The 22,165-nt window shown below is 64.0% G+C and carries 20 protein-coding genes; 19 read left to right on the forward strand and 1 reads right to left on the reverse strand.

The genetic code is table 11. From position 1 onward, the window contains the following. Nucleotides 1–3 precede the first annotated feature (3 nt). The 18 genes from GWE18_RS16355 to GWE18_RS16440 all read left to right on the forward strand — a co-directional run bounded on the left by GWE18_RS16355 (nt 4) and on the right by GWE18_RS16440 (nt 19,382). Nucleotides 4–2,901: a flotillin family protein gene (locus GWE18_RS16355; RefSeq protein ID WP_275186721.1), complete on the forward strand. Its 2,898-nt coding sequence runs from the start codon at nt 4–6 to the stop codon at nt 2,899–2,901. A gap of 9 nt (nt 2,902–2,910) precedes the next feature. Further along, nucleotides 2,911–3,348, forward strand: coding sequence for an SRPBCC family protein (locus GWE18_RS16360; RefSeq protein WP_275186722.1), 438 nt, complete (start codon nt 2,911–2,913; stop codon nt 3,346–3,348). Nucleotide 3,349: 1 nt separating this feature from the next. Further along, the gene (locus GWE18_RS16365) at nt 3,350–3,793 is read left to right on the forward strand and encodes an SRPBCC family protein (protein WP_275186723.1); all 444 of its coding nucleotides are present in this window, start codon (nt 3,350–3,352) and stop codon (nt 3,791–3,793) included. A 16-nt stretch (nt 3,794–3,809) separates the two neighbouring features. Further along, nucleotides 3,810–4,628: an FAD binding domain-containing protein gene (locus GWE18_RS16370; RefSeq protein ID WP_275186724.1), complete on the forward strand. Its 819-nt coding sequence runs from the start codon at nt 3,810–3,812 to the stop codon at nt 4,626–4,628. A gap of 7 nt (nt 4,629–4,635) precedes the next feature. After that, the gene (locus tag GWE18_RS16375) at nt 4,636–5,115 is read left to right on the forward strand and encodes a (2Fe-2S)-binding protein (protein ID WP_275186725.1); all 480 of its coding nucleotides are present in this window, start codon (nt 4,636–4,638) and stop codon (nt 5,113–5,115) included. A gap of 11 nt (nt 5,116–5,126) precedes the next feature. Continuing rightward, nucleotides 5,127–6,716, forward strand: a complete 1,590-nt coding sequence (locus tag GWE18_RS16380) for a xanthine dehydrogenase family protein molybdopterin-binding subunit (protein WP_275186726.1) — start codon at nt 5,127–5,129, stop codon at nt 6,714–6,716. 2 nt (nt 6,717–6,718) lie between these two features. Further along, complete coding sequence (locus tag GWE18_RS16385; protein ID WP_275186727.1) at nt 6,719–7,741, forward strand: molybdopterin cofactor-binding domain-containing protein; 1,023 nt, start codon at nt 6,719–6,721, stop codon at nt 7,739–7,741. 9 nt (nt 7,742–7,750) lie between these two features. Continuing rightward, entirely contained in the window at nt 7,751–8,632 is an 882-nt protein-coding gene (locus tag GWE18_RS16390) for a MoxR family ATPase (protein WP_275186728.1), read from the forward strand. Next, nucleotides 8,629–9,747 carry a VWA domain-containing protein gene (locus GWE18_RS16395; RefSeq protein ID WP_275186729.1) on the forward strand — a complete coding sequence of 373 codons (1,119 nt, stop codon included), beginning with the start codon at nt 8,629–8,631 and terminating at the stop codon, nt 9,745–9,747. Before GWE18_RS16390 ends, GWE18_RS16395 begins: the two co-directional genes overlap by 4 nt. Beyond that, complete coding sequence (locus GWE18_RS16400; protein ID WP_275186730.1) at nt 9,744–10,634, forward strand: amidohydrolase family protein; 891 nt, start codon at nt 9,744–9,746, stop codon at nt 10,632–10,634. The genes GWE18_RS16395 and GWE18_RS16400 overlap by 4 nt, the downstream gene beginning before the upstream one ends. A gap of 43 nt (nt 10,635–10,677) precedes the next feature. Then, nucleotides 10,678–11,526 (forward strand): MBL fold metallo-hydrolase, encoded by an 849-nt coding sequence (locus GWE18_RS16405; protein WP_275186731.1) that lies wholly within the window; start codon nt 10,678–10,680, stop codon nt 11,524–11,526. Between the two features lie 19 nt (nt 11,527–11,545). Further along, nucleotides 11,546–13,123: an isochorismatase family protein gene (locus tag GWE18_RS16410; RefSeq protein ID WP_275186732.1), complete on the forward strand. Its 1,578-nt coding sequence runs from the start codon at nt 11,546–11,548 to the stop codon at nt 13,121–13,123. 13 nt (nt 13,124–13,136) lie between these two features. Beyond that, nucleotides 13,137–13,763 (forward strand): NAD(P)H-dependent oxidoreductase, encoded by a 627-nt coding sequence (locus GWE18_RS16415; RefSeq protein ID WP_275186733.1) that lies wholly within the window; start codon nt 13,137–13,139, stop codon nt 13,761–13,763. Nucleotides 13,764–13,836: 73 nt separating this feature from the next. Continuing rightward, entirely contained in the window at nt 13,837–14,850 is a 1,014-nt protein-coding gene (locus GWE18_RS16420) for an NAD(P)-dependent alcohol dehydrogenase (protein ID WP_275186734.1), read from the forward strand. A 372-nt stretch (nt 14,851–15,222) separates the two neighbouring features. After that, on the forward strand, nt 15,223–16,302 hold the full coding sequence (locus GWE18_RS16425; RefSeq protein WP_275186735.1) for an efflux RND transporter periplasmic adaptor subunit: 1,080 nt from the start codon (nt 15,223–15,225) through the stop codon (nt 16,300–16,302). 31 nt (nt 16,303–16,333) lie between these two features. Further along, entirely contained in the window at nt 16,334–17,032 is a 699-nt protein-coding gene (locus tag GWE18_RS16430) for an ABC transporter ATP-binding protein (RefSeq protein WP_275186736.1), read from the forward strand. After that, nucleotides 17,029–18,189: an ABC transporter permease gene (locus GWE18_RS16435; RefSeq protein WP_275186737.1), complete on the forward strand. Its 1,161-nt coding sequence runs from the start codon at nt 17,029–17,031 to the stop codon at nt 18,187–18,189. The genes GWE18_RS16430 and GWE18_RS16435 overlap by 4 nt, the downstream gene beginning before the upstream one ends. A gap of 2 nt (nt 18,190–18,191) precedes the next feature. Next, nucleotides 18,192–19,382: an ABC transporter permease gene (locus GWE18_RS16440; RefSeq protein ID WP_275186738.1), complete on the forward strand. Its 1,191-nt coding sequence runs from the start codon at nt 18,192–18,194 to the stop codon at nt 19,380–19,382. Nucleotides 19,383–19,456: 74 nt separating this feature from the next. Here GWE18_RS16440 and tenA read toward each other — a convergent pair whose 3' ends face one another. Beyond that, complete coding sequence (tenA, locus tag GWE18_RS16445; protein ID WP_275186739.1) at nt 19,457–20,131, reverse strand: thiaminase II; 675 nt, start codon at nt 20,129–20,131, stop codon at nt 19,457–19,459. A gap of 186 nt (nt 20,132–20,317) precedes the next feature. Here tenA and GWE18_RS16450 point away from each other — a divergent pair, with 186 nt between their 5' ends. After that, a complete protein-coding gene (locus GWE18_RS16450) occupies nt 20,318–22,018 on the forward strand; it encodes a phospholipase D-like domain-containing protein (RefSeq protein ID WP_275186740.1) in 1,701 nt (566 codons plus the stop codon). The last annotated feature ends 147 nt before the right edge of the window (nt 22,019–22,165 follow it).

Raw genomic sequence — 22,165 nt, forward strand, 5'->3', positions numbered from 1 at the left:
GAGATGTCGGGGACTCTGGTTGGCGAATTGATTCTCTGGCTGATCGTCGCGGTCATCGTGATCGCCATCGTCGTCTATATCGTGAACTGGCTCTACCACCGCTCGTCGAAGGAAGTGTCCTTCGTCCGAACCGGTCTGCTCGGCGAACGCGTCGTGATCAACGGCGGCGCCTTCGTGCTGCCGTTCATTCACGACTACACGCCCGTCAACATGAACGTGCTGCCGATGGGGATCGTGCGGGCAAAGCACGACGCCGTGATCACCCGCGACCGCATGCGCATCGACATCGAAGCAGACTTTTACGTGCGCGTGCAGCCGACGCGCGAGGCGGTCGCGATCGCCGCCGCCACGCTCGGACGGCGCACGCTCGAACCCGAGCAATTGCACGCCCTGCTCTCCGGCAAGTTCGTCTCCGCCATACGCTCGGTCGCCGCCGAAATGACCATGGAGCAGATGCACGAGCAGCGCGGCGAATACGTCACGCGGCTCAAGGCCGCCGCAGCCGAAGCGCTCGCCCAGAACGGGCTTGAGCTGGAGTCGGTCGCCATCACCGATCTCGATCAGACCGACCTGGAATATTTCAACCCATCCAACCGGTTCGACGCCGAGGGCCTGACGCGCCTGATGGAGGACATCGAGGCCAAGCGCAAGCTCCGCAACGACATCGAACAGGATTCGATGATCAAGATCCGCACCCGCAACCTCGATGCAGAGCGCCAGGCGCTGGAGATCGAGCGCGAGAGCGAGACCGCCCGCCTCGAACAGGAACGCGACATCGAGATGCGCCGCGCCCTGCAGCGCACCGAAGTGGCGCGCGAGCGCGCGTTGCGCGAGACCGAGGCCGAACAGGCGCAGATCGCGGCCCGCGAGGCAATCGAAAAGGCCCGCATCGCCAACGAGCTTGCGATCGCCGAAGCCCGCATCTCCTCCGAGCGCGAGACCCGCCACCGTGAGATCGAACGCACCCGCGCGGTAGAGGAAAAGGAACTGCTGGCCCGCGAGGAAATCGAAAAGGCCAAGATCGCCAATCAGCGCGCGGTCGATACGGCGCGCATCGCCTCCGAGCGCGAAGTGCGGCAGCGCGACATCGAGCGCACGCGGTCGGTCGAGGAAGCCGAGATCACGGCGCGCGAAGCGGTCGAGAAGGCGCGTATCCAGCAGGATCGCGCCGTCACCGACGCGCGGATCGCCAACGAAGAAGAAACCCGCCGGCGCGAGATCGAACGGACCCGCGCGGTCGAGGAAGCCGAGATAGCGGCGCGCGAGGCGACCGAGAAGGCCCGCATTGCCCAGACCACGATCGTCAATGTCGAACGTATCGCGTCCGACGAGCGTACCCGCTCGCTGGAGATTGCGCAGGTTCGCACCATCCAGGAAGCGGAGATCGAGGCACAGAAGGCCGTGGAAGCTGCACGGATCGCCCGCGAACGGACGCTGGCGGCCGAGCGGATCGGCGCCGAGCACGCTACGCGCAAGCTGGAAATCGAGCGCAACCAGGCGCTCGAAGTCGCCGGGATCACCGCGCGCGAGGCAACGGAAGCCTCACGTATTGCCCAGGAAGAGCGCGTTCGCTCGCTCGAGATCGCGCGCAATCGCGCCGTCGAGGAGGCCGATATTGCCTCGCGCGAGGCCATCGAGGCCGCGCGCATTGCCCAGGAGAAGGTGATCGCCGCCCAGCGCATCCGGGCCGAGAAGGAAACCAGGGGTCTCGAGATCGATCGCACCGAATCCATCGAGGCCGCCGAGCTCAAGCGCCGCGACGCGATCGAGCGGCGGCGCGTCGAGGTCGAACTGGCGTTGGAGGCCGAGCGTATCGCCTCGTCGAAGACCCGCGAGGTGCTCAATATCGACCAGAAGAAGGCGGTCGAGATCGCCGACGAGGAGCGCGTGATCGCGCTCGCCGCCAAGCGCTCCGAACGGATCGACGCCGACCGGCAGGTCAAGCAGGCCGAGATCAACGCGCGCAAGGAAGTCGAGACATCAGATGTCTCGCGCGAACAGGCGCTCGAGGCCGCGCGGCTCGCCCGCCGGCGCGCGATCGAGCAGCTCGAAGTCGGCCGCGTCCAGGCGCTGCAGGAAGCCGAGATCGCCTCCCGCGAGGAAGTCGAACGGGCACGCATCGCCTCCGACCGCGGCCTCGACGAAGCCCGCATCGGCCGCGAGCGCGACCTGCGCAAGCTGGAGGTCAATCGCGAGAAGGAAGTCGAAACGGCGCTGATGGAGAAGGCGATCGCCCTCTATCAGAAATCGCTGGAAGAATCCGCCGCCAAGGTGGCAGCCGAGGATGCGCGCGCGGGGGCGACCGAGGCGGCCGAACGCGTCGTCACCGCCCGCGACAGCGAGGTCGCCAGGCGCCAGAAGACCATCGAGGTGCTGCTGGCGGAAAAGCGAGCCGAGGAGACAAGGATCGCCGCCGAAGCCGAGCGTGTGCGCGCCGCCGTCGAGGCCGAGGCGCAGCGGCTGCTCAACGAAGCCGAGAACGTGCTCACCGACCAGGCGCGCTACTCGCTGTTCCGCCGCAAGCTGCTCGATCGTATCGAGGGCATTGTGCGCGAGAGCGTCAAGCCGATGGAGAAGATCGAGGGTATCCGCATCCTTCAGGTGGACGGGCTCAACGGCGGTGGCGGCGGCAATGGCGGCCGCAGCGCCACCGACGAGGTGATCGACTCGGCACTGCGCTACCGGGTGCAGGCGCCTCTGATCGACTCCATCCTTTCCGACATCGGCGTCGAGGGCGGAAGTCTCGCCAGGATGCCCGGCCTCATTCGCGAAGCGCGCGACATGCAGGGCATCAAAGAATCAGCGTCACGCAGGAGCAGTCCGGGCAAACCCGACGCGCCTCCTGCCGTCCCGGCTCCAGGCGAGCCGCCTGCCGAGCGCGGGCCGCGCAAGAAAGGTTGATAGCACGCCATGGCACGGGTCTACGTCTCTACCGTCGTCAACGCCCGCAACGACCGCGTCTGGGCGCGCGTGCGCGACTTCAACGGCCTGCCCAACTGGCATCCTGCGATTGCGGAGAGCCGCATCGAGGGCGGCGAGCCGGCCGACAAGATCGGCTGCGTACGGGATTTTCGCCTGCGCAACGGCGACCGCATCCGCGAAAAGCTGCTCGGGCTCTCCGACTACGACATGTTCTGCACCTACTCCATCCTGGAGTCGCCGATGGGGGTGGAGAACTACGTAGCTACCCTGCGGCTCACGCCAGTGACGGATGGCGACCAGACCTTCCTGGAATGGACCGCCGAGTTCGATTGCGTGCCCGAGCGCGAGAACGAACTCGTCAGCAACATCGGGACCGGCGTGTTTCAGGGCGGCTTTGATGCGCTCAAGCGCGCCTTCGGAGGCTAGTGTGCCGCATATCGTCAAAAGCACGATCCTCGATGCGCCCACCGGCGAAGTCTGGAACGTGCTGCGCGATTTCAACGGCCATGACCGCTGGCACCCGGCGGTGGCGACCAGCACCATCGAGCGCGCGCAGGCGTCGGACAAGATCGGCTGTATCAGGCGCTTCAAGCTGCAGGACGGCTCGGAGCTGCGCGAGCAATTGCTGGCGCTGTCGGACCTCGAACAGACCTTCAGCTATTGCCTGCTCGATACGCCGATCCCGATGTTCAACTATGTCGCCCATGTCCGACTGCTGCCGGTCACCGACGGCGACCGCACCTTCTGGCACTGGGAATCCAGGTTCACCACACGGCCCGCGGATGCCGAGCGGCTTGCGCAGATGGTCGCGGAACAGATCTATCAAGCCGGCTTCGATGCCATTCGCCGGCACCTGAAGGAGGCCGCATGAAAGCGGAGGCGAAGCCATGCCCGTCACGGTGAAGACGTTCGCGAGTTTCGGCGAGGCGGCATCGGCATTGTCGTCCGACCGCAGCGCGCGCTATCTCGGCGGCGGCACGCTGGTGATGCGCGCGCTCAACGAGGGCGATATCTCGATCTCGACCGTCGTGCGTGCGACCGACCAGGCGCTGTCCCGTATCGATGTGGCAAGCTCGCGCGTTACGATCGGCGCCGGCGTCACTTTCGCCAGGGTCCTGGCCGAACGCGAGCTGGCGTTTCTGCACGCACCGGCACGGTCGATCGGCGGACCGGCCGTGCGCAACATGGGCACGGTGGGCGGCAATCTGTTTGCACCCAGCCCCTACGGCGATTTCACCGTCGCGCTATTGGCGCTCGACGCCACCGTCTCCGTCCAGGGCGGTCTCGGCGCCCGCGACATGCCAATCGAGGAGTTCCTGCAATCCCGCGAGCGCCAGAGCGGCGCGCTGGTGCTGGCCGTCTCCTGTCAGCGCCCCGCGAGCGCCGACGCCTTCCGTTATCGCAAGATCGCCCGCATCAAGCCAAAGGGCGGCTCGGTGATCACGCTCGCCGCGCACCTGCCGGTCAGTGGCGGTCGCGTTTCAGGCGCCCGCATCGCGCTCGGCTCGATGGCCGCGACGCAGATTCGCGCCAGGGCCGCCGAGCGCGCGCTGGAAGGACGTGCCCTCGACGACTCCGCGGTCAGCGCTGCTGCCGCGGCCGCAACGGAGGGCGTATCGCCCGCAGACAATGCCCTTGGCAGCGCCTGGTACCGCCGCGAGATCGTCGGCGTTCATCTGCGCCGCCTGCTGTCCGGCCTGGAGTAAGTCCGTCATGACCAAGACCCCGCTCCAGTTTCGTCACAATGGCCGCGACGTCGCTGTGTTCGTCGACGGCGGCGTCAATCTATTGGTCGCGCTCCGCGAACTGATCGGCGACATGACGCCGAAATTCGGCTGCGGCCAGGGCGGATGCGGCGCCTGCAGTGTGCTGATCGACGGCGAACTCCATCTCTCCTGCCTGACGTTGGCGGAGACTGCGAACGGACGCGCTGTCGAGACACTCGACGGGATGAAGGATGGCCCCAACCTGCATCCGCTGCAGCGCGCCTTCATGGAGCAATTCGCGGCGCAGTGCGGATACTGTACGCCGGGCATGCTGATGGCGGCGAAGGCGCTGCTCGATCGTAACCCTTCGCCGACCCGCGCCGAGGTCATCGAGGCGATCTCGGGCAATATCTGCCGCTGCACCGGCTACGAGCCGATCATCAACGCCGTCCTCGCCGCCGCCACGAGCGGACGCGCCCGCGCCTAAAGGGAACGACCATGCTGGAACTGCGCAAGGACATCTTCGCCGACGAGCGCGACGATAATCTGAAAGAGATTGGAAAGGGCACGCAGCGCCAGGACATGCTCGGGCACGTCACGGGCACCTCGACCTATTTCGACGACCACAAGCTGCAGGGCATGCAGCACCTCAAGGTGCTACGCAGCCCGTATGCCCACGCCCGTCTGCGCCGCATCGACACGATGGAAGCGGAGCGTTCCCCCGGCGTGCGGCGCATCATCCGCGGGGCCGACGTGCCGCGCAACCTCAACACGCTGCTCAGCCTCATCAACTTCGGCAAGGACGACGAGCCGTCGCTCGCCGTCGACAAGGTGCGCTACAAGGGCGAGCCGGTCGTCGCCGTCGTCGCCGAGAGCCCGCGGGAAGCCTATGAGGCAATGGCAAAGGTGCGCGTCGATTATGATCCGCTGCCCGCGGTGTTCGACGTCGAGGAGGCGCTGAAACCGGGCGCGCCCGTCGTCAACGAAACATACCCCAAGAACACCTTTACCTATCACGACGTCTACGATCACCAGAAGCTGCGCTTCGGCGATGTCGAGCGCGGTTTCGCCGAGGCCGATCATGTGCTCGAACAGCGCTATCAGATGTCGCCGATCGAGCACGCGCCGACCGAAACCAACGGTTCGATCGCGGCCCCCGACACCAACGGCCGCTATGTTGTCTACACCTCGACGCAGGCTTTGTTCTTCTCGCTCGATACCTGCGCCAAAATCCTCGACGTGCCCTCCAACACCTTCCACTTCATCGGCGGAACCGTCGGCGGCGGTTTTGGCGGCAAGGTGGATACGCTCACCGAACCGCTCGCCATTCTCGGCGCGATGCTGACCGGGCGTCCGGTGCGCTATCAGCTCGGTCGCGAAGAGGAGATGCAGTTCGGCTCGCCGCGCGGCGCCGAGCGCATTTACATCAAGGACGGCGTGATGCGCGACGGGCGCATCGTCGCGCGCAAGATCCACGCCTATTTCGACAGCGGCGCCTACACGCGGCTGTCCAGCTACGCCGTGGTCAAATGCGTGGCTCATCTGCCCGGCCCCTACACGATCCCGAACGTCCATGGCGACGTCTACTGCGTGTTCACCAACCGCACGCCGGCTACCGCAATGCGCGGCTTCGGCGTCACGGCGATGGACTTTGCGCTCGAATGCCAGATGGACAAGCTCGCCCATCTCGTCGGCACCGACCCGATGGAATTTCGCATCCTCAACGCCTATCGCGACGGCGACATGAAGGCGCATCAGCGCGAGGCCAAGAATACCGCGCTGATAGAATGCGTGCAGGTCGCCGCCGAAAAGGCCAAATGGCCACTTCGCGAAGAGGTCAAGCGCATGTCGTCGCGCAAGGACGGCGGCGGCAGCCGGGCGACGATATCGCCGACGCCGATCGAGCCTGTGCCGCAACGCGCGGCCGTCTCGCAGCAGCGAACCACCTACGATCGCGCGGCGCCTGCAACGACCCAGCAACCGCCGCCCCCCACGCCGGCGCCGCCTCCTCCAACGCGGCCGCCTGCTCCGTCGCCCTCGCATGGCGCCACCCGTTTCTCTTCCGTCTTCGGCACCAGGAGGCGTTGACCATGGCAAAGCATCGCGGGCGCGGCATCGCCTCGATCAATTATCCCATCGGCATGAACCTCGGCGGCGACCCCAGCCAGGCGCTGGTTCATTCCAACCCCAGCGGCAAATTCACGGTGTCGCTGTCATCGATCGACCTCGGCCAGGGCATGAAGTCGGTGACGCGGCAGATCTGCGCCGAGACGCTCGGCGTTCCCGTTGAGGACGTCTATGTCGACACCGCTGACTCCGACACCGGCCCGCACTGCATGGGCTCGTTCGCCTCCCGCGGCACGCATCGCGTCGGCAATGCGGTGATGGCGGCGGCCAAGGAGGCGCGCGGCGTCATGATGGAAGCCGCCGCCGAGGAGCTGGAGGTCAACGCCGCCGATCTCGATACTGACGGGCGCGGCAACATCCACGTCAAGGGCGCGCCGCACCGCTCGATCTCCACCAAGGACGTCGCCATCGCCGCGCAGTTCAAGCAGGGCAAGACGATATCCGGGCGTGGCATCTTTCTGGTGCCGCTGTCCGAGGTCAATCCCGAAACCGGCGAGATGTCGCCCGCGACCTGCTACGCGCACGCCTGCCTGGTTGCCGAGGTCGAAGTCGATGACGAGACCGGCGAAGTCGCGATGGTGCGCATGGACAGCGCGTATGAGCTGGGCCGCGCGCTCAATCCGCGGCTGGTGGAGCAGCAGCTCGTCGGCGGCGCATGGATGGGGATCAGCCACGCGCTGTTTGAAACGCCCGAGCCTTACTATCCCGACCCCGCTCACGGCCCGCGCGACTTCGTCGAATATCTGATGCCCGGCCCCGGCGATATCTGCCCGCATGATATCGCGGTGCTGGAGCGTCCCGCCGCCGACGGGCCGTTCGGCGCCAAGGGTCCCGGCGAGATGTGCGCCAATCCGGTGATGCCCGCGGTCGCTAATGCCATCTTCAATGCGGTCGGCGTGCGGATGGATGAACTGCCGATTACGCCGGAAAAAGTCTTGCGGGCGCTCAAGGCGCAGGGCGGCGCGCGGCCGCAGGCGCGGCGCTGAGGTCGGGGCATGACGGTCCGCGGCAACATCGTCGGCATCGACAGCCCGGAGGCGCTCGAACGTGCCCTGCGGACGGCGTATTACCTTGCCGACGAAGGTCTCGCGACGGCAGCCTATCTCGCGCTCGCGCTCGGCAAGCCGCTGCTCTTGGAGGGCGCGCCGGGCGTCGGCAAGACCGAAGCTGCAAAAGCCATCGCCGCCGTGCTCGGCCGCCGCCTGATCCGCCTGCAATGCTATGAGGGCATCGACGCATCAGCCGCGCTCTATGAGTGGAACTACCCGCGCCAGATGCTCGCGATCCGCCAGGCCGGCGAGGAGACGATCGACATCTATGGCGAGACTTTCCTGATCGAGCGGCCGATGCTCGCTTCCTTGCGCGCGCCTGACTCGACCGTCCTGCTGATCGACGAAATCGACCGCGCCGACCAGGAGTTCGAGGCGTTCCTGCTCGAATTCCTCTCCGACTTCCAGATTTCGATTCCGGAGCGCGGCACGGTGCGCGCGGCGGAACGTCCCGTCGTCGTACTGACCTCGAACCGCACCCGCGACCTGCACGAGGCTCTGCGCCGCCGCTGCGTCTATCACTGGATCGAATATCCCACCGCCGAGCGCGAGGCGCGCATTGTGATGATGCGGGCTTCGAGCGTCGCCGAGAACACCGCACGCGCCGTCGTCGCCGCCGTCGGCAAGCTGCGGCGCGAGCCGCTCAGCAAGGCGCCTGGAATCGCCGAGGCGGTCGACTGGGCCGAAGCGGCCACCCTGTTGCACGCGCGCGGCGCCCGCTGGCCGGACGCCTTCAAGCGCTCGATCGGTGTCGCGCTGAAGGACGAGGAGGATCTCACCTTCATCTCCGGCCGGCTCGACGCCCTCATTGCGGAGGCTGCCGCATGAGCGATGGACTTCAGCTACCACGCGCTATCAGCGTGTTCGTGTCCTTTGTCGCACTGCTGCGCGCCAACGGATTTGCCGTAGCGCCGGAACAGACGACGGCATTCCTGGCCGCGATCGAGTTGCTCGGGCCGCGCAGCCTCGAATCTATCAGGCAGGCCGGACTGGCGACACTCGCCCCACCACCGGAGCGGCGCGCGACCTACGACCGGCTGTTCGACATCCATTTCCTCGGCAGCGAAGCGGTGGATCGGACGGGCGCGGAAGATGAGGAAGTGGTTCGCCTGCAGGAGGAAGGCCGCGGCGAGGAAGAAACGCTGCTGGCTGATGAGGCCAACGAGTCCGGACTTGCCGCGGCCCGTGCCGAGGCGCTGGTCGAGCGTCGCTTCGCGCCAGGCCAAACCAGCGATGCCTTGCGAAAACTGTCGCGCGAGGCTCCTACCCGACTGCCGCGACGCCGCGGCCATCGCCGCATGCGCGCCCGCCGCGGCCCGTGGGCGGATCTGCGCCGCACGTTGCGCGAGAGCGTGCGCAATGACGGCGAGGTGCTGCGGCTCGGACGGCTGAAGCGGCGCACTAGGCCGCGCAAGGTGCTGCTGTTGATCGACGTCTCCGGTTCGATGAAGGGACGCACCGACGACAATATGAAGCTCGCCCACGCCGTGGTGCATGCGGCTCCCAACGTCGAGGTGTTCACCTTCGGCACCCGCCTCACCCGCGTCACCCGCGCGCTCCGTCTCAAGCGCCGCGAGCAGGCTCTATCTGCCGCCGCCCATCTGGTCAGCGACTGGGATGGCGGCACCCGGATCGGCGACGCGCTGCAGGCGTTCCTGGCCGTGCCCCGGTTCGGCGGCTATGCGCGCGGCGCTGCGGTCGTCATCGTCTCGGATGGACTGGAACGCGGCGATCCTTCTGCGTTGCGTGACGCCGTCGCGCAATTGTCGCGGCGCGCCTGGCGCCTGAGCTGGCTGACGCCGCTCGCCGCCGGTCCCGGCTTTCAGCCGCAGACCGAAGCGCTGATCGCGATCCGGCGCTTCGTGGATGATCTGGCTGGTGGCGGGTCTACCGCCGCGATCGTCTCTCATGTGCTCTCGCTCGGACAAAGGAAGGCCGCGTGACCGAAATCGTCGATGCCCATCATCATATCTGGCGTCAGGCCGACCTGCCCTGGCTGATCGGCCCGATGCAGCCGCGCATTTTTGGCCCCTACGAGCCGATCCGGCGCGACTACCCGATCCAGGAATATCTCGGCGACCTCGCAGGCTCCGGCGTGACGCGCTCGGTCTATGTGCAGACCAACTGGGCCAATGATCGGTTCGAGGACGAAACGGCCTGGGTGCAGGAAACCGCAAAGGACCACGGATGGCCCCACGCCATCGTCTCCTATGCCGATTTCAACGTCGACGACGTCCGCCCGCAACTCGATCGCTTAGCGCACTATCCGCTGGTGCGCGGCGTGCGCATGCAGTTGCACTGGCACGAAAACCCGCTCTATCGCTTTGCGGCCCGACCGGACCTCTGCGCTGATCCGAAAATCCGGCGCAATATTGCCCGGCTCGCCGATTATGGCTTCAGCTTCGATCTGCAGGTATTCGCACCGCAGATGGCCGACGCCGCCGGGCTCGCCGAAGCCTGTCCCGATGTGACCTTCATCCTGCAGCACGCCGGCATGCTGGAAGATCTTTCGCCAGAGGGGCGCACGGCCTGGCGTGCCGGCATGAGCCGGCTCGCGGCCTGCCCAAACGTCGTGTCAAAACTGTCCGGCCTCGGCACCTTCATCCACCGCAACGACCCCGCGCATGTATCCGATGTTCTCACCGAGACGGTCGCGATCTTCGGCGCCGAGCGCTGCCTGTTTGGCTCCAATTTTCCAATCGAAAAACTTTGGACCAGCTATCGCGAACTGGTCGATGCCTATCTCGCCGCAACCGCCTCGCTTCAAGCGGATCAGCGCGATGCCATTCTGCGAACGACCGCCTTGCGCGTCTACCGGCTTGACCGATGACGGCGCGCGGAACCGCCGATTAAGAGAATGTGGGAGGGAATACATGCCGCTTGAAATCAAGATCCTGGACTATGGGGATATCGAACTGGAATCGAGCTTTCTCGTGCTCGGCCGCGATTGCGGCCGCACCCGCCGTGTCCTGACGCTCGGCTTCCTGATCGTTGGCGGCCCCTATCCGGTCGTAGTCGACACCGGCTACCGCTCCAACCAGATCATGGAAACGCTGGGCATGCGCGGGCTTCAGTTCCACGAGAACATGATCGAGAACCAACTCGCGCGCCATGGCGTGCGCATGGGCGATGTCCGCTATGTCTGCCATACCCATCTGCATATCGACCACGCCGGCAAGGACGATCTGTTTCCCATGAACACCACGGTCGTGCTCAATCGCAAGGAGCTGGAATATTCCGTCTCCGGTTTGATGCATCCGCAATATCCGGCGCCCGACATCAAGCACTTGATCGACCGTCTGCACACCAAGAGCGCGCTGCGCTTCCTCGATCTCGAAGTGACCGGTCCGATCGAACTGATGCCGGGCGTCTATTGCGAGGCCGCCAACGCCCACACCGAAGGCTCGATGAACATCCACGTTCATACCGCCGACGGTATCGCCACCATCTGCGGCGACGTGATCTACGATATCAACGACCAGATCGTTACGCCCTTCAACGAGATTCACGATTCCGAGCCGCGCACCACAGGCAATCACGGCACCAGCAAGCGCGCCGAAAAGGCGGCGATCAAAAAACTCCTGAGCAACTCGCGCTATTTGCTCCCGGTCCACGACCGGCCAGCCAAGGTCGAAGGCGGCATGGTGGTCGGCCGGCTGCACGATCAGGTGCCCGGCCCGGTGGTTCAGAGCCTGCCCCAGCGCCACTGGTTTCCGGCCTGAGCGCTGAAAGGACCGAACGATGACGCACGTCACGCTGCGCCCGGAATTCGAGACTTTGATCGACCCCTACGCGCCGATCGGCCAGGTCGGCACCGGCTTCGAATTCACGGAAGGGCCGATATGGCACCCCATCCATCATTATCTATTGTTTTCGGACATGCCGGCCGACGTGCGCCGGCGATGGGATGCCAAGCGCGGCGTCGTCGAGGTCAAGCGCCCCTCGAACAAATGCAACGGCATGACCTACGACGCCGAGCTCAATTTGATCGTCTGCGAGCATGCGACCTCGTCCTTGATGCGCGAACGCCCCGACGGAAGGCGCGAGGTCATCGCCTCGCATTTCGAGAATCAGGAGCTCAACAGCCCGAACGATGTCTGCGTGCATTCGAGCGGCGCGATCTACTTCAGCGATCCCTGGTATGGCCGCATGCCGGTCTATGGCGTCGAACGGCCGCGCCAGCTCGGCTTCCAGGGCGTCTACCGCGTCCCATCAGGCGGCGGGCCACCAAAACTCATCGTCGATCGCCATCTGTTCGACCAGCCCAACGGGCTCTGCTTCTCGCCCGACGAGCGCTTTCTTTACGTCAACGACACCACGCAGGCGCTGATCCGAGTTTTCGACGTCGAAGCCGACGGCTCGCTCGCCAATGCGCGCGTCTTTGCCAGCGGCATCCGTTCCGAGCTCGAGCCCGGCCTGCCCGACGGCATGAAGTGCGATCAGCGCGGCAATCTCTGGGTCACGGCGCCCGGCGGCGTCTGGGTCTATTCGCCATCAGGCGAATTGCTCGGCAAGGTGCGCGTTCCCGAACTCGTCGCCAATCTCGCGTGGGGCGGGCCGGATTTTCGCACGCTCTATTTGACTGCGACACATTCGGTCTATGCGATCCCGGTCAAAGCCGGGCCGCGCCACGAACCCTATATGAGCGGCCGCGTTTCGACCGGCCACGATGCAGCCTCCTCCCCGCCTGCCGCACCTCAATTCGCCGGCGGCGACATGCAGCTCGATCCGCGGCGTTGCGCGATGATCATTCAGGATCTGCAGAATGACGTGATCATGGAGGGTGGCGCGTTCGCCGATTCCGGCTCGCCCGGCCATGCACGACAGCAGCGGGTGGTCGACAATGTCCGCCGCCTCTCAGAGGCCGCGCGGGCGCGCGGCGTCGTCATCATCCATGTCTGGTTCATCGTCGAGCCGGGCGCGCCCGGCGTCACGCTCAACGCGCCGCTGTTTGAAGGGCTGGTCGACAGCGGCGCGATGGTGCGCGGAAGCTGGGGCGCCGCGCCGGTGCCAGGGCTCGAGCCGCGCGCCGGCGATTTCGTCGTCGAGAAAATGCGCATGAGCGCCTGGGAAGGCACGAGGCTGGAGACCATCCTGAAAGCGACCGGCCGCGACATGATCATCAACACCGGCGCCTGGACCAACATGTCGATCGAGCACACCGCCCGCACCGGTGCGGACAAAGGTTACTTCATGATCGTCCCTGAAGACTGCTGCTCGACCATGAACGCCGACTGGCATAACGCTTCCATCAACTTCGCGATGCAGAACGTGGCCGTCGTCACCAACGCCGATGCGGTCATCAGGGGACTGGGATGAACAGAGCGCGGCCATGCCCAAGCTCTTTCACCTGAGCTGCTCGCCGCGGGCGGACTCGGAATCCTCCGCCGGCGCGCGGGTCTTTATTGACCGCTTCCGAGAAGCGCGGCCGGACTGGGACATCGACGTGATGAACCTGTGGCGGGATCACCTGCCGGAATTCGAAGGTTATGTACTGGAGGCCAAATATGCCCGCATCAACGGGCGGCCGTTCACGGATTCGCAGCGCGATGCCTTTGCGGTCACCGAGCGCATCGCGCTCCGCTTCGCGCTCGCCGACCGCGTGCTGATTTCGACGCCGATGTGGAATTTTGGTATTCCCTACAGGCTGAAACAATGGATCGACGTCATCACGCAGCCCGGGCTGGCGTTCCGCTACGATCCGGCACAAGGCTATCTGCCGCTGTTCAAGGACAGACCGACCGTCGTGATTCTGGCGAGCGGCAGCGATTTCATCACCGGCATGAATCGCGGCCGCATCGACATGGCGACGCCCTACTTGCGCGAGGCGCTCCGCTTCATCGGCGTCAGCGACGTGCGTTTCGTGCCGATCGGACCGACCACCGGGCCACTCGAACCGATCCGCACCGCACGCGAAGGTGCGCATCGACGGCTGGCCGAGATGGCCGTGCGATTCTAATCCGCAGGATTGGCGGAACCGGAACAATTGCGGCAATATGGCCCTTGCCCGACTGTGCCGAAGGAGAACCCCGTTGAAGTGCTACGAGCTACAGGGACCGAACGGAATCGATGGACTTGCCCTCGTCGACAAGCCCGTGCCGGAGCCTCGTGAAGACGAGGTGCTGGTTCGGCTCAAAGCGGCAACGCTAAACTATCGCGATCTGCTCACCGTGAAGGGCGGTTACGGGTCGCGTCAGAAGTTTCCGTTGGTGCCGGCCTCCGACGGAGCGGGCGTGGTCGAGCGGGTCGGCCCGGACGTGCGGGAATTCGCCGCCGGCGACCGCGTCATCGGCAGTTTCTTCGAAAGCTGGATCGGCGGCGAGCCCAGCGAAGCAAAGATGCGTAGAGCCCTCGGCGGCTCGGTCGACGGCGTCCTTAGCGAGTACAGGATCTTTCCGGAGCACGCGCTGGTCAGAACGCCGGAGCACCTCACCGACATCGAAGCCGCCGCACTGCCCTGCGCCGGGCTCACGGCCTGGAGCGCGGTCGTCAAGCTGGGCGGCATAAGACCCGGCCAGACCGTTCTGACGCAGGGCACCGGCGGGGTATCCCTGTTCGCACTTCAGTTTGCCAAGATGTGCGGTGCGCGCATCATCGCGACCTCATCCAGCGATGCGAAGATCGAACGCCTCAAGCAGCTCGGCGCCGACTTCACCTTGAACTACAGGGCGACACCCGACTGGGGCAAGAAAGCCCGCGAGTGGAGCGGCCACGGCGTCGATCTGGTCGTCGAGGTGGGCGGGGTCGGAACGCTGAACGAATCGATCAGGGCGACCAGAATCGGCGGCACGATCGCCTTTATCGGCGTGCTCGCGGGGCCGCCGCCGTCCGACCTGCGGCTGCCGTTGATGGTCATGCAGCAGCAGCGGCTGCAGGGCGTCACCGTCGGATCGGTCGAGGACCTCCAGGCGATGGTGGATGGCATCGCGGCAAGTCGCATGAAGCCGGTGATCGACAGGATTTTTTCGTTCGACCAGGCGAAACAGGCGTTTGCACATATGGAAAGCGGCGCGCATTTCGGGAAGGTAGCGATCGAGATAGGCTGAACACGACGGTTCCCGCTGCAATGGAGGGTTTTGAGCGCAATCCGGGATCGATAGACGTCCCAAGGGAAGGATACTCGGTGCTCATGGCCACAACTGGCAACACGGAGCATACAACTCCTGCTGGTTCCAGCAATTGCCTCCGTCACTATTAGGCTTTAAATACGTGCCATTCGCCTCGTCGAAAAACGGGTGCCGCCTGGCGCTCGCGAGAGCTTAACGGGATTTACAACCGAGCTGGGGTCGCCGCTTCACTAAGGGCTGGGGGCCGCCCCTGCGACGGCGAGACATATAGACCGGCTGTGAGCGAGGCTACCTGCGCGAGAACGATGCCGCCCGCGCGGAAGTCAGCGAGCAGCCGGATGGAAATAAACAATGACTAAAGACAAGAGCGAATTGCTGAGATCGCTGACCATCGATCGCAGCGCCGGCAAGCCGGAACGGGAACGGTCTGGTCGCCGCTGGCTGCCGATCTCGGCGGCCGTTGTCGCCGGCGTCGTCGTCGCATTCGCCGCCTTTGCCGCTTTTGAATTTTCCAGGCAAGACTCGCCCAAGGAGACCGCATCGCAGACCGCACAGCAGCCCGCCGCACAGCCGCAGACGCCACAGCCCCCTCAGCAGGTTGCAACGAATAACAAGGCGGCCGGCAATCTGGCGGCCTCCGGCTATGTGGTGGCGCGCCGCAAGGCAACCGTTGCGGCCGAGATCACCGGCAAAGTGGTCGAGGTCTTCATCGACGAAGGCATGACGGTGACCGAGGGCCAGATCGTCGCGCGGCTCGATAGCGTGCTTGCCGAAAAGGATTATGAGCTGGCCCGCTCGCGCGCCGAGACTGCTGACGCCGCGATCGCCGCGATCACGGCCGATCTGGAGGACGCGACCCGGATCATGTCGCGCGTACAAACGCTATCGCAGAAGAATTTTGCGACCGAGGCCGACCTGACCAAGGCGCAGGCCCGGGTCGGCGTGCTCAGCGCGCAATTGCGCCAGGCGCAGTCGCAATTCGAGACCGCCAAGATCGACGCCAAGCGCAGCGGCTCGATGCTCGACAAGCATCAGATCCGGGCGCCATTTGCCGGCGTCGTCATCGACCGCAGCGCCCAGCCGGGCGAGATGATTTCACCGATGTCGGTCGGCGGCTACACGCGCACCGGTATCTGCACGATCGTCGACATGGATTCGATCGAAATCGAAGTCGACGTCAACGAAGCCTTCATCGGCCGGGTCACCCCCGGAGGCGCCGTCAACGCGATGCTGGATGCCTATCCGGACTGGACCATTCCCGCCTCGGTGATCGCCATCGTGCCGACTGCGAACCGCGAGAAGGCCACGGTCAAGGTTCGCATCCGCTTCGACAAGAAGGACCCGCGCATTCTGCCCGACATGGCGGTGAAGGTGAACTTTCTGCGCGATGCCAAGGCAAATGGCGCCGCTGAAGCCACCGCCGCGAAATAGCCTACAGCCGGAAGCCTTAGAGGAGACAAGCGTGACAGCCGAGCATCCGATCGTTCGCCTTACCGGCGTAGCTAAGCGTTTCACCAAGGGGAAGGAGACGATCTCGATCTTCGATCATCTCGATCTTGCGATTCCCCGCGGCGATTTCATTGCCGTCATGGGACCGTCCGGTTCGGGCAAGACCACGCTGCTCAATCTGCTCGGGGGCATCGACCGCGCCGACGCCGGCGAGATTGCGGTCGCGGACCAGCGCATCGACGGCCTCTCCGAGGGCGAACTTGCCGCCTGGCGGGCCGCCAATATCGGCTTCATCTTCCAGTTCTATAATCTGATGCCGATGCTGACAGCGGCGCAGAACGTGGAGCTGCCGTTGCTGCTGACCAAATTGCGCAGCAAGGAGCGCGCCGAGCGCGTTCACACCGCGCTTTCCGTGGTCGGGCTCGCCGATCGCACCAAGCACCGTCCGCGGGAAATGTCGGGCGGCCAGCAGCAGCGCGTTGCGATTGCACGCGCCATCGTGTCGGACCCGAACCTGCTGCTGTGCGACGAACCGACCGGCGATCTCGATCGGCAATCCGCCGACGAGATCCTTACGATCCTGCAACTGCTCAATGGCGAACTCGGCAAGACCATCGTGATGGTGACGCACGATCCTGCGGCGGCAAACTACGCCAAGCGCGTGCTGCATCTCGACAAGGGCCGGTTCGTCGAACGGGAGCTTGCGGCGTGAACGACTTCGACCTGGTCCGGAAAAACCTGTTCCGCCGCAAACTGCGCGCGGTGCTGATGATCGTGTCGATCCTGATCGCCTTCATGATCTTCGGCGTGCTCGCCGGATTCTACCGCGCCTTCACGGCCGGCGAGGATGCCGCCGCCGCTGATAGGATGATCACCGTCAACAAGATCAACTTTACCCAGCCGATGCCGATCGCCTACTTCACTCGCGTGCGCGCGGTGGAAGGGGTACGGCAGGTGACCTTCGCCAACTGGTTCGGCGGCTATTATCAGGACCCGAAGAACTTCATCATGGCGCTCGCGATCGAGCCGAACACCTATTTCGACGTGTATCGCAGCGAATTCGAAGTCCCGCCCGAACAGCTTCAGGCCTTCATGCGTGACCGCGGCAGCGCGGTGGTCGGCGAAAGCCTGGCGCAGAAGTGGGGCTGGAAGATCGGTGATCGCATTCCTCTCAATAGCAACATCTTCAGCCAGAAGAGCGGCGGCCACACTTGGGATCTCACCATTGCCGGCATCGTCAAGGGCAAGGCCGAGCACGTCGACACCAACTTTCTCCTGTTCCAGTACCCCTATTTCGACGAAACCCGCAGTTTCGGCAAGGACACCATCGGCTGGATGATCCTGCAGACCACTTCGCCCGAAAACAACGATCGCGTGGCAAAGGCGATCGACGCGATGTTCGCCAATTCCACCGCAGAGACCTCGACCGACACCGAAAAGGCATTCGGCAAGGCGTTCGCGGCGCAGTTCGGCAATATCGCCCTGATCGTGCTGCTGGTGGTTGGCGCCGCCTTCGTCACGATCCTGATGATCGTCGGCAATACCATGGCGCTGTCGATCCGGGAGCGAACGCGTGAGATCGGCGTGCTGAAGACGCTCGGCTTTTCGGGCCCGCGGATCCTCACGATGGTGCTCGGCGAATCCGTGTTGCTGGCGCTGCTCGGCGGCATTCCCGGACTGGCGATCGCGGCGCTGATCGCGATGGCGCTCCGCAACAGCCTGGCCAACGTCGCGCCCGCCTTTTCGGTATCGTCGACCATCGTCCTGCAGGGGTTGGCGCTGATGATCGCGCTGGGGCTGATCACGGGCATCATTCCCGCGCTCAACGCCATGCGGCTCAAAATTGCAACCGCGCTCGGACGGGGATAAGCATGCGCTCGCTTTGGCTTCAAGTCGCGGCGGTCACCGCCATCAATCTCAAAAGCATTGGACAGCGGCGCTGGCTGTCGCTTTCGACCGTGATCGCGATCGCGCTGGTGGTGATCGTGCTGCTCGCATTCCTGGCGATGGCCAACGGCTTCCAGCGCACCATCGCAGGCTCCGGAGCCGATGACATCGCGATCGTGCTGCGGGCCGGCTCGCAGGCCGAAATCAACAGCACGGTGAGCCGCGATCAGGTGCGGCTGATCGAGGACGGGCCCGGCATCGCGCGCGGCAACGACGGCAAGCCCCTGATCTCGCCGGAACTCTATCTTGTGGTCGACGGCATCAAGCGTTCGACCAAAACCAAGGCCAATCTGCCGCTGCGCGGGATCGGCGAACAGGGCAGCGAGTTGCGCAAGGGCATCACCATCACCGCCGGCCGCATGTTCAATCGCGGCAGCAATGAGGTGGTGGTCGGCAAAGCCCTGCTGCGCGAGTTCGAAGGGCTGGACCTCGGCTCTACCGTATCGTTCGGCGCCACGCGCTGGAACGTCGTCGGCGTGTTCGAGTCCGGCGGCAGCGTGTTCGAATCCGAGATCTGGGCCGATCTCAACGTGGTGCAGAGCCTGTTCAACCGCAACAACATCGTCCAGACCGTGCGCGCACGCCTCACCGGGCCGGCCGCACTGGATGAGCTCAAAAGCTATAGCGACAACGATCCGCGGTTGAAGCTCGATGTCAAATCCGAAGCAGCCTACTTTGCCGAACAGGCGTCGCAGACCTCCGATCTGATTCAGAAGCTCGGCTGGCCGCTCGCGATCGCGATGGCGCTGGGGGCGGTCGCCGGCGCGCTCAACACCATGTATTCGTCGGTCGCAGCGCGCGCGACGGAAATCGCAACGCTGCGCGCCATCGGCTTCGGCGGCTTCCCCGCTTTTGTCGGGACGCTGGCCGAATCGCTGTTGCTCGCCGTCATCGGCGGCCTGTTAGGGGCTGCCGCCACCTACCTGATTTTCGATGGCGTCACGGCTTCGACCCTTGGCGGCAACTTCACGCAGGTGGTGTTCGACTTCAAGCTCAGCCCCTGGCTGATCGCCGAGGGTGTGGCGCTTGCGCTGATCGTAGGCCTGATCGGCGGACTGTTTCCGGCACTGCGGGCTGCGCGATTGCCGATCGTCGAAGGCCTGTATGCGAACTGAGCTTGCTATTCTTCCACGCGCGATGCCGGCAAACACGTTTCGCGGGGCTTTCCGATCGGGCACGCCGTCGATGACTATCCAACACGCTGGCCCGCGCGCCAACCCATTTCCCAGAAATCTGCCTCGAGCCGGGTAGCTTCCTTGAACATTGCGATCAACTCGGCCTCGCGGGTCGGCGTAACGTAGCGACCGGCGAGATCATCCAGGTGCGCCCGCGCCTTCGCCGCGACCTCCTGATATGGCGCACCGGCATACTCGGCGATCCAGACATGATAGGGATTCGTCGCGGCGGTTGCATTGGGCTTTGAGGCGAGCCGCGTCGCGATCTCCGCGTAGCCGATCACGCAAGGAGCCAGCGCGACCTTGAGCGCCAGCAGATCGCCTCGCATCCCCGCGTCGAGCACGTAGCGTGTATAGGCCAGCATCTCGACCGCCGGAGGGGCCCGTTCGAGATCGTCCGGCGACAGGCCCCAGCCGGCGCAAAGCTTCACATGCAGATTCATCTCGACGTCGAGGATCGCCGAGAGGCCCGCCGCCGCTTCACGCATGTCGGCGAGCCCAGGCGACTTGTAGACGGCGAGCGCGTAGGCGCGGGCAAACTCGATCAGGAACAGGTAGTCCTGAACGAGGTAGTGACGAAACGCCGCCTCAGTGAGCGAGCCGTCCGCCAGCCCTTCCGTGAAGGGATGTTCGGTGTAGGCCCGCCACTCCGCGGACGCTTCTGTCTTTAGGCGCTCAAAGAAACTCACGATCTCTCGCCGGGCCCGCCTTCCAGAGTATCTACCCGTTACTACCAATAGTCGCTCGATATGGGCTTGGCCACTGCAGTCTCTGTGACAATTCAAAGATAGCTGTTCCGGCCGTCACTTCGCCATTGCGGATAGCACGAAGATCGCCCTAAAGTTGCATGGAACTTCAACTTGAGGTATCAGCTAATGTCTGAATTTCAGGTCACGGGAAGCAACGCCGACGCGCTCTTTACGCTCAAGATTCGCCGCGGCGATGGCATGGCTCTGGTCGCCATGGATTGGAAGGACGATGAGCCGCCGCTCGATTTTGTCGGCTTCGCAATCGAATACAAGGAGCCGGACGGCACGAGGTTCTTTAGCTTGAAGAACCGGATCGCGTTTCCCGGCACGGACGGAAAGACCAATCCAAATCGGCTGACCACGATGCAATCGCCCATACAGAAATTTCGCTGGGTGCATTTTCCTCGAAACGCCGAATTGGCGGGAGAATTCGTCTACCGGGTCACCCCGGTTTTCATGAACAAGCAGGACGAGCTCAGTTTTGGCGAGCCGCAGGAGGCGGCCATTGAACTGCGCCGTGAAACCTATCCGGATCAGCTCAATGTCACTTACACGCGCGGGTTCGTATTGTCGCAAGCATTCGTCGACAGGTATGAGACGATTTCCAAGCTCCTGCCTGCAAAAGCCAAAGACGGTCTCAAGTTCAAACCCACCCATCCCAAGAAGGATGAGGCGCTCGCCTGGATGGGCTTTGAAGCCCGCCACGCAATTCTCGAGGTTCTGGATCAGGCGATCGAGGATGAAGACGCTGAGGTTCGGGTTGTTGCATACGATCTAAGCGAAATTGAAGTGGTGTCCCGATTGGAGAAGCTGGGCTCTCGCCTGAAAATCATCATCGACAATGCGGGCGAACACGGACCTGCGGAATCGGGAGAGTCGCAGGCCGCAAAGCGACTGATGAAAACAGCCGGAGAAGACAACGTGAAGCGCCAGAAAATGGGCGCGCTCCAACATAACAAGACGATCGTTGTCAATGGACCAAATCTGAAGAAAGCCGTCTGCGGCTCGACGAATTTCTCGTGGCGCGGGTTCTATGTTCAATCCAACAACGCCGTCATCCTGACCGGCGAGTCCGCCATCAAGCCCTTTCTTGATGCGTTCGAGAGTTACTGGGATAACGACAAGGCTTCTGACTTCGGTGCCACCAGATCAGCCGAGTGGAGCAGTCTTGGGTTCGACAATATCGACGCAGAAATTGCCTTCTCTCCGCATATCAGCGACAACGCACTGCTCGACAGCATTGCGGAAGACATGCAGTCGGCGGAATCGAGCGTGCTGTTCTCCCTGGCATTTCTGTATCAAACAGAAGGACCTATTCGCGAGGCGGTCAAGAAACTGGCCAAGGCCGAAGGTATCTTTCTCTACGGCATCTCCGACAAAAAAGTCGGAGGCCTGGATTTTCAAAAGCCGGATGGCAAGGTCAAGCCGGTCTTTCCAGCGGCACTTTCGAAAAACGTGCCAGAGCCCTTCAAGTCCGAGCCAAAAGGAGGCGGGGGAAATCGAATGCACCACAAGTTCGTGGTGATTGATTTCGACAAACCGACCGCGCGAGTTTACTTCGGCTCCTACAATTTTTCGCCTCCGGCCGACACATCGAATGGCGAGAATCTTCTTTTGATAAAGGACCGGCGTATTGCCGTGTCCTATATGATCGAAGCGCTCAGAATCTTCGATCACTACCATTTCCGTGTTGCGCAAACCGAAGCCAGGACGGCCAGAAAGAAACTGCAACTGGCCAAGCCGCCGCAAAAGCGCGGCGAGAAGGCGTGGTGGAGCGAGTATTATACTGACGAACGAAAGATTCGTGACCGCAAATTATTCTCGTAACATTCGCCATGCTGAGAGCATCTTGCGCTCGATTTCAGCCCGAACTGGACGGCCGGCGGAAGCGAGCGCTGCCGCGCGAGCGAACGACGCAAGCGCGTATAGCGGAGCGAACGAGCGCGCAGCACACTTATCGTCGTCCCTGCGAAC

The sequence above is a fragment of the Bradyrhizobium sp. CSA112 genome, from assembly GCF_029051645.1.
Classification (GTDB): domain Bacteria; phylum Pseudomonadota; class Alphaproteobacteria; order Rhizobiales; family Xanthobacteraceae; genus Bradyrhizobium.

Bases quoted from the DNA above. Each gene is read 5' to 3' on its own strand.
- GWE18_RS16355 (WP_275186721.1), top strand. From the start codon at position 4: ATGTCGGGGACTCTGGTTGGCGAATTGATTCTCTGGCTGATCGTCGCG.
- GWE18_RS16360 (WP_275186722.1), top strand. From the start codon at position 2,911: ATGGCACGGGTCTACGTCTCTACCGTCGTCAACGCCCGCAACGACCGC.
- GWE18_RS16370 (WP_275186724.1), top strand. From the start codon at position 3,810: ATGCCCGTCACGGTGAAGACGTTCGCGAGTTTCGGCGAGGCGGCATCG.
- GWE18_RS16375 (WP_275186725.1), top strand. From the start codon at position 4,636: ATGACCAAGACCCCGCTCCAGTTTCGTCACAATGGCCGCGACGTCGCT.
- GWE18_RS16380 (WP_275186726.1), top strand. From the start codon at position 5,127: ATGCTGGAACTGCGCAAGGACATCTTCGCCGACGAGCGCGACGATAAT.
- GWE18_RS16385 (WP_275186727.1), top strand. From the start codon at position 6,719: ATGGCAAAGCATCGCGGGCGCGGCATCGCCTCGATCAATTATCCCATC.
- GWE18_RS16390 (WP_275186728.1), top strand. From the start codon at position 7,751: ATGACGGTCCGCGGCAACATCGTCGGCATCGACAGCCCGGAGGCGCTC.
- GWE18_RS16395 (WP_275186729.1), top strand. From the start codon at position 8,629: ATGAGCGATGGACTTCAGCTACCACGCGCTATCAGCGTGTTCGTGTCC.
- GWE18_RS16405 (WP_275186731.1), top strand. From the start codon at position 10,678: ATGCCGCTTGAAATCAAGATCCTGGACTATGGGGATATCGAACTGGAA.
- GWE18_RS16410 (WP_275186732.1), top strand. From the start codon at position 11,546: ATGACGCACGTCACGCTGCGCCCGGAATTCGAGACTTTGATCGACCCC.
- GWE18_RS16415 (WP_275186733.1), top strand. From the start codon at position 13,137: ATGCCCAAGCTCTTTCACCTGAGCTGCTCGCCGCGGGCGGACTCGGAA.
- GWE18_RS16425 (WP_275186735.1), top strand. From the start codon at position 15,223: ATGACTAAAGACAAGAGCGAATTGCTGAGATCGCTGACCATCGATCGC.
- GWE18_RS16440 (WP_275186738.1), top strand. From the start codon at position 18,192: ATGCGCTCGCTTTGGCTTCAAGTCGCGGCGGTCACCGCCATCAATCTC.
- GWE18_RS16450 (WP_275186740.1), top strand. From the start codon at position 20,318: ATGTCTGAATTTCAGGTCACGGGAAGCAACGCCGACGCGCTCTTTACG.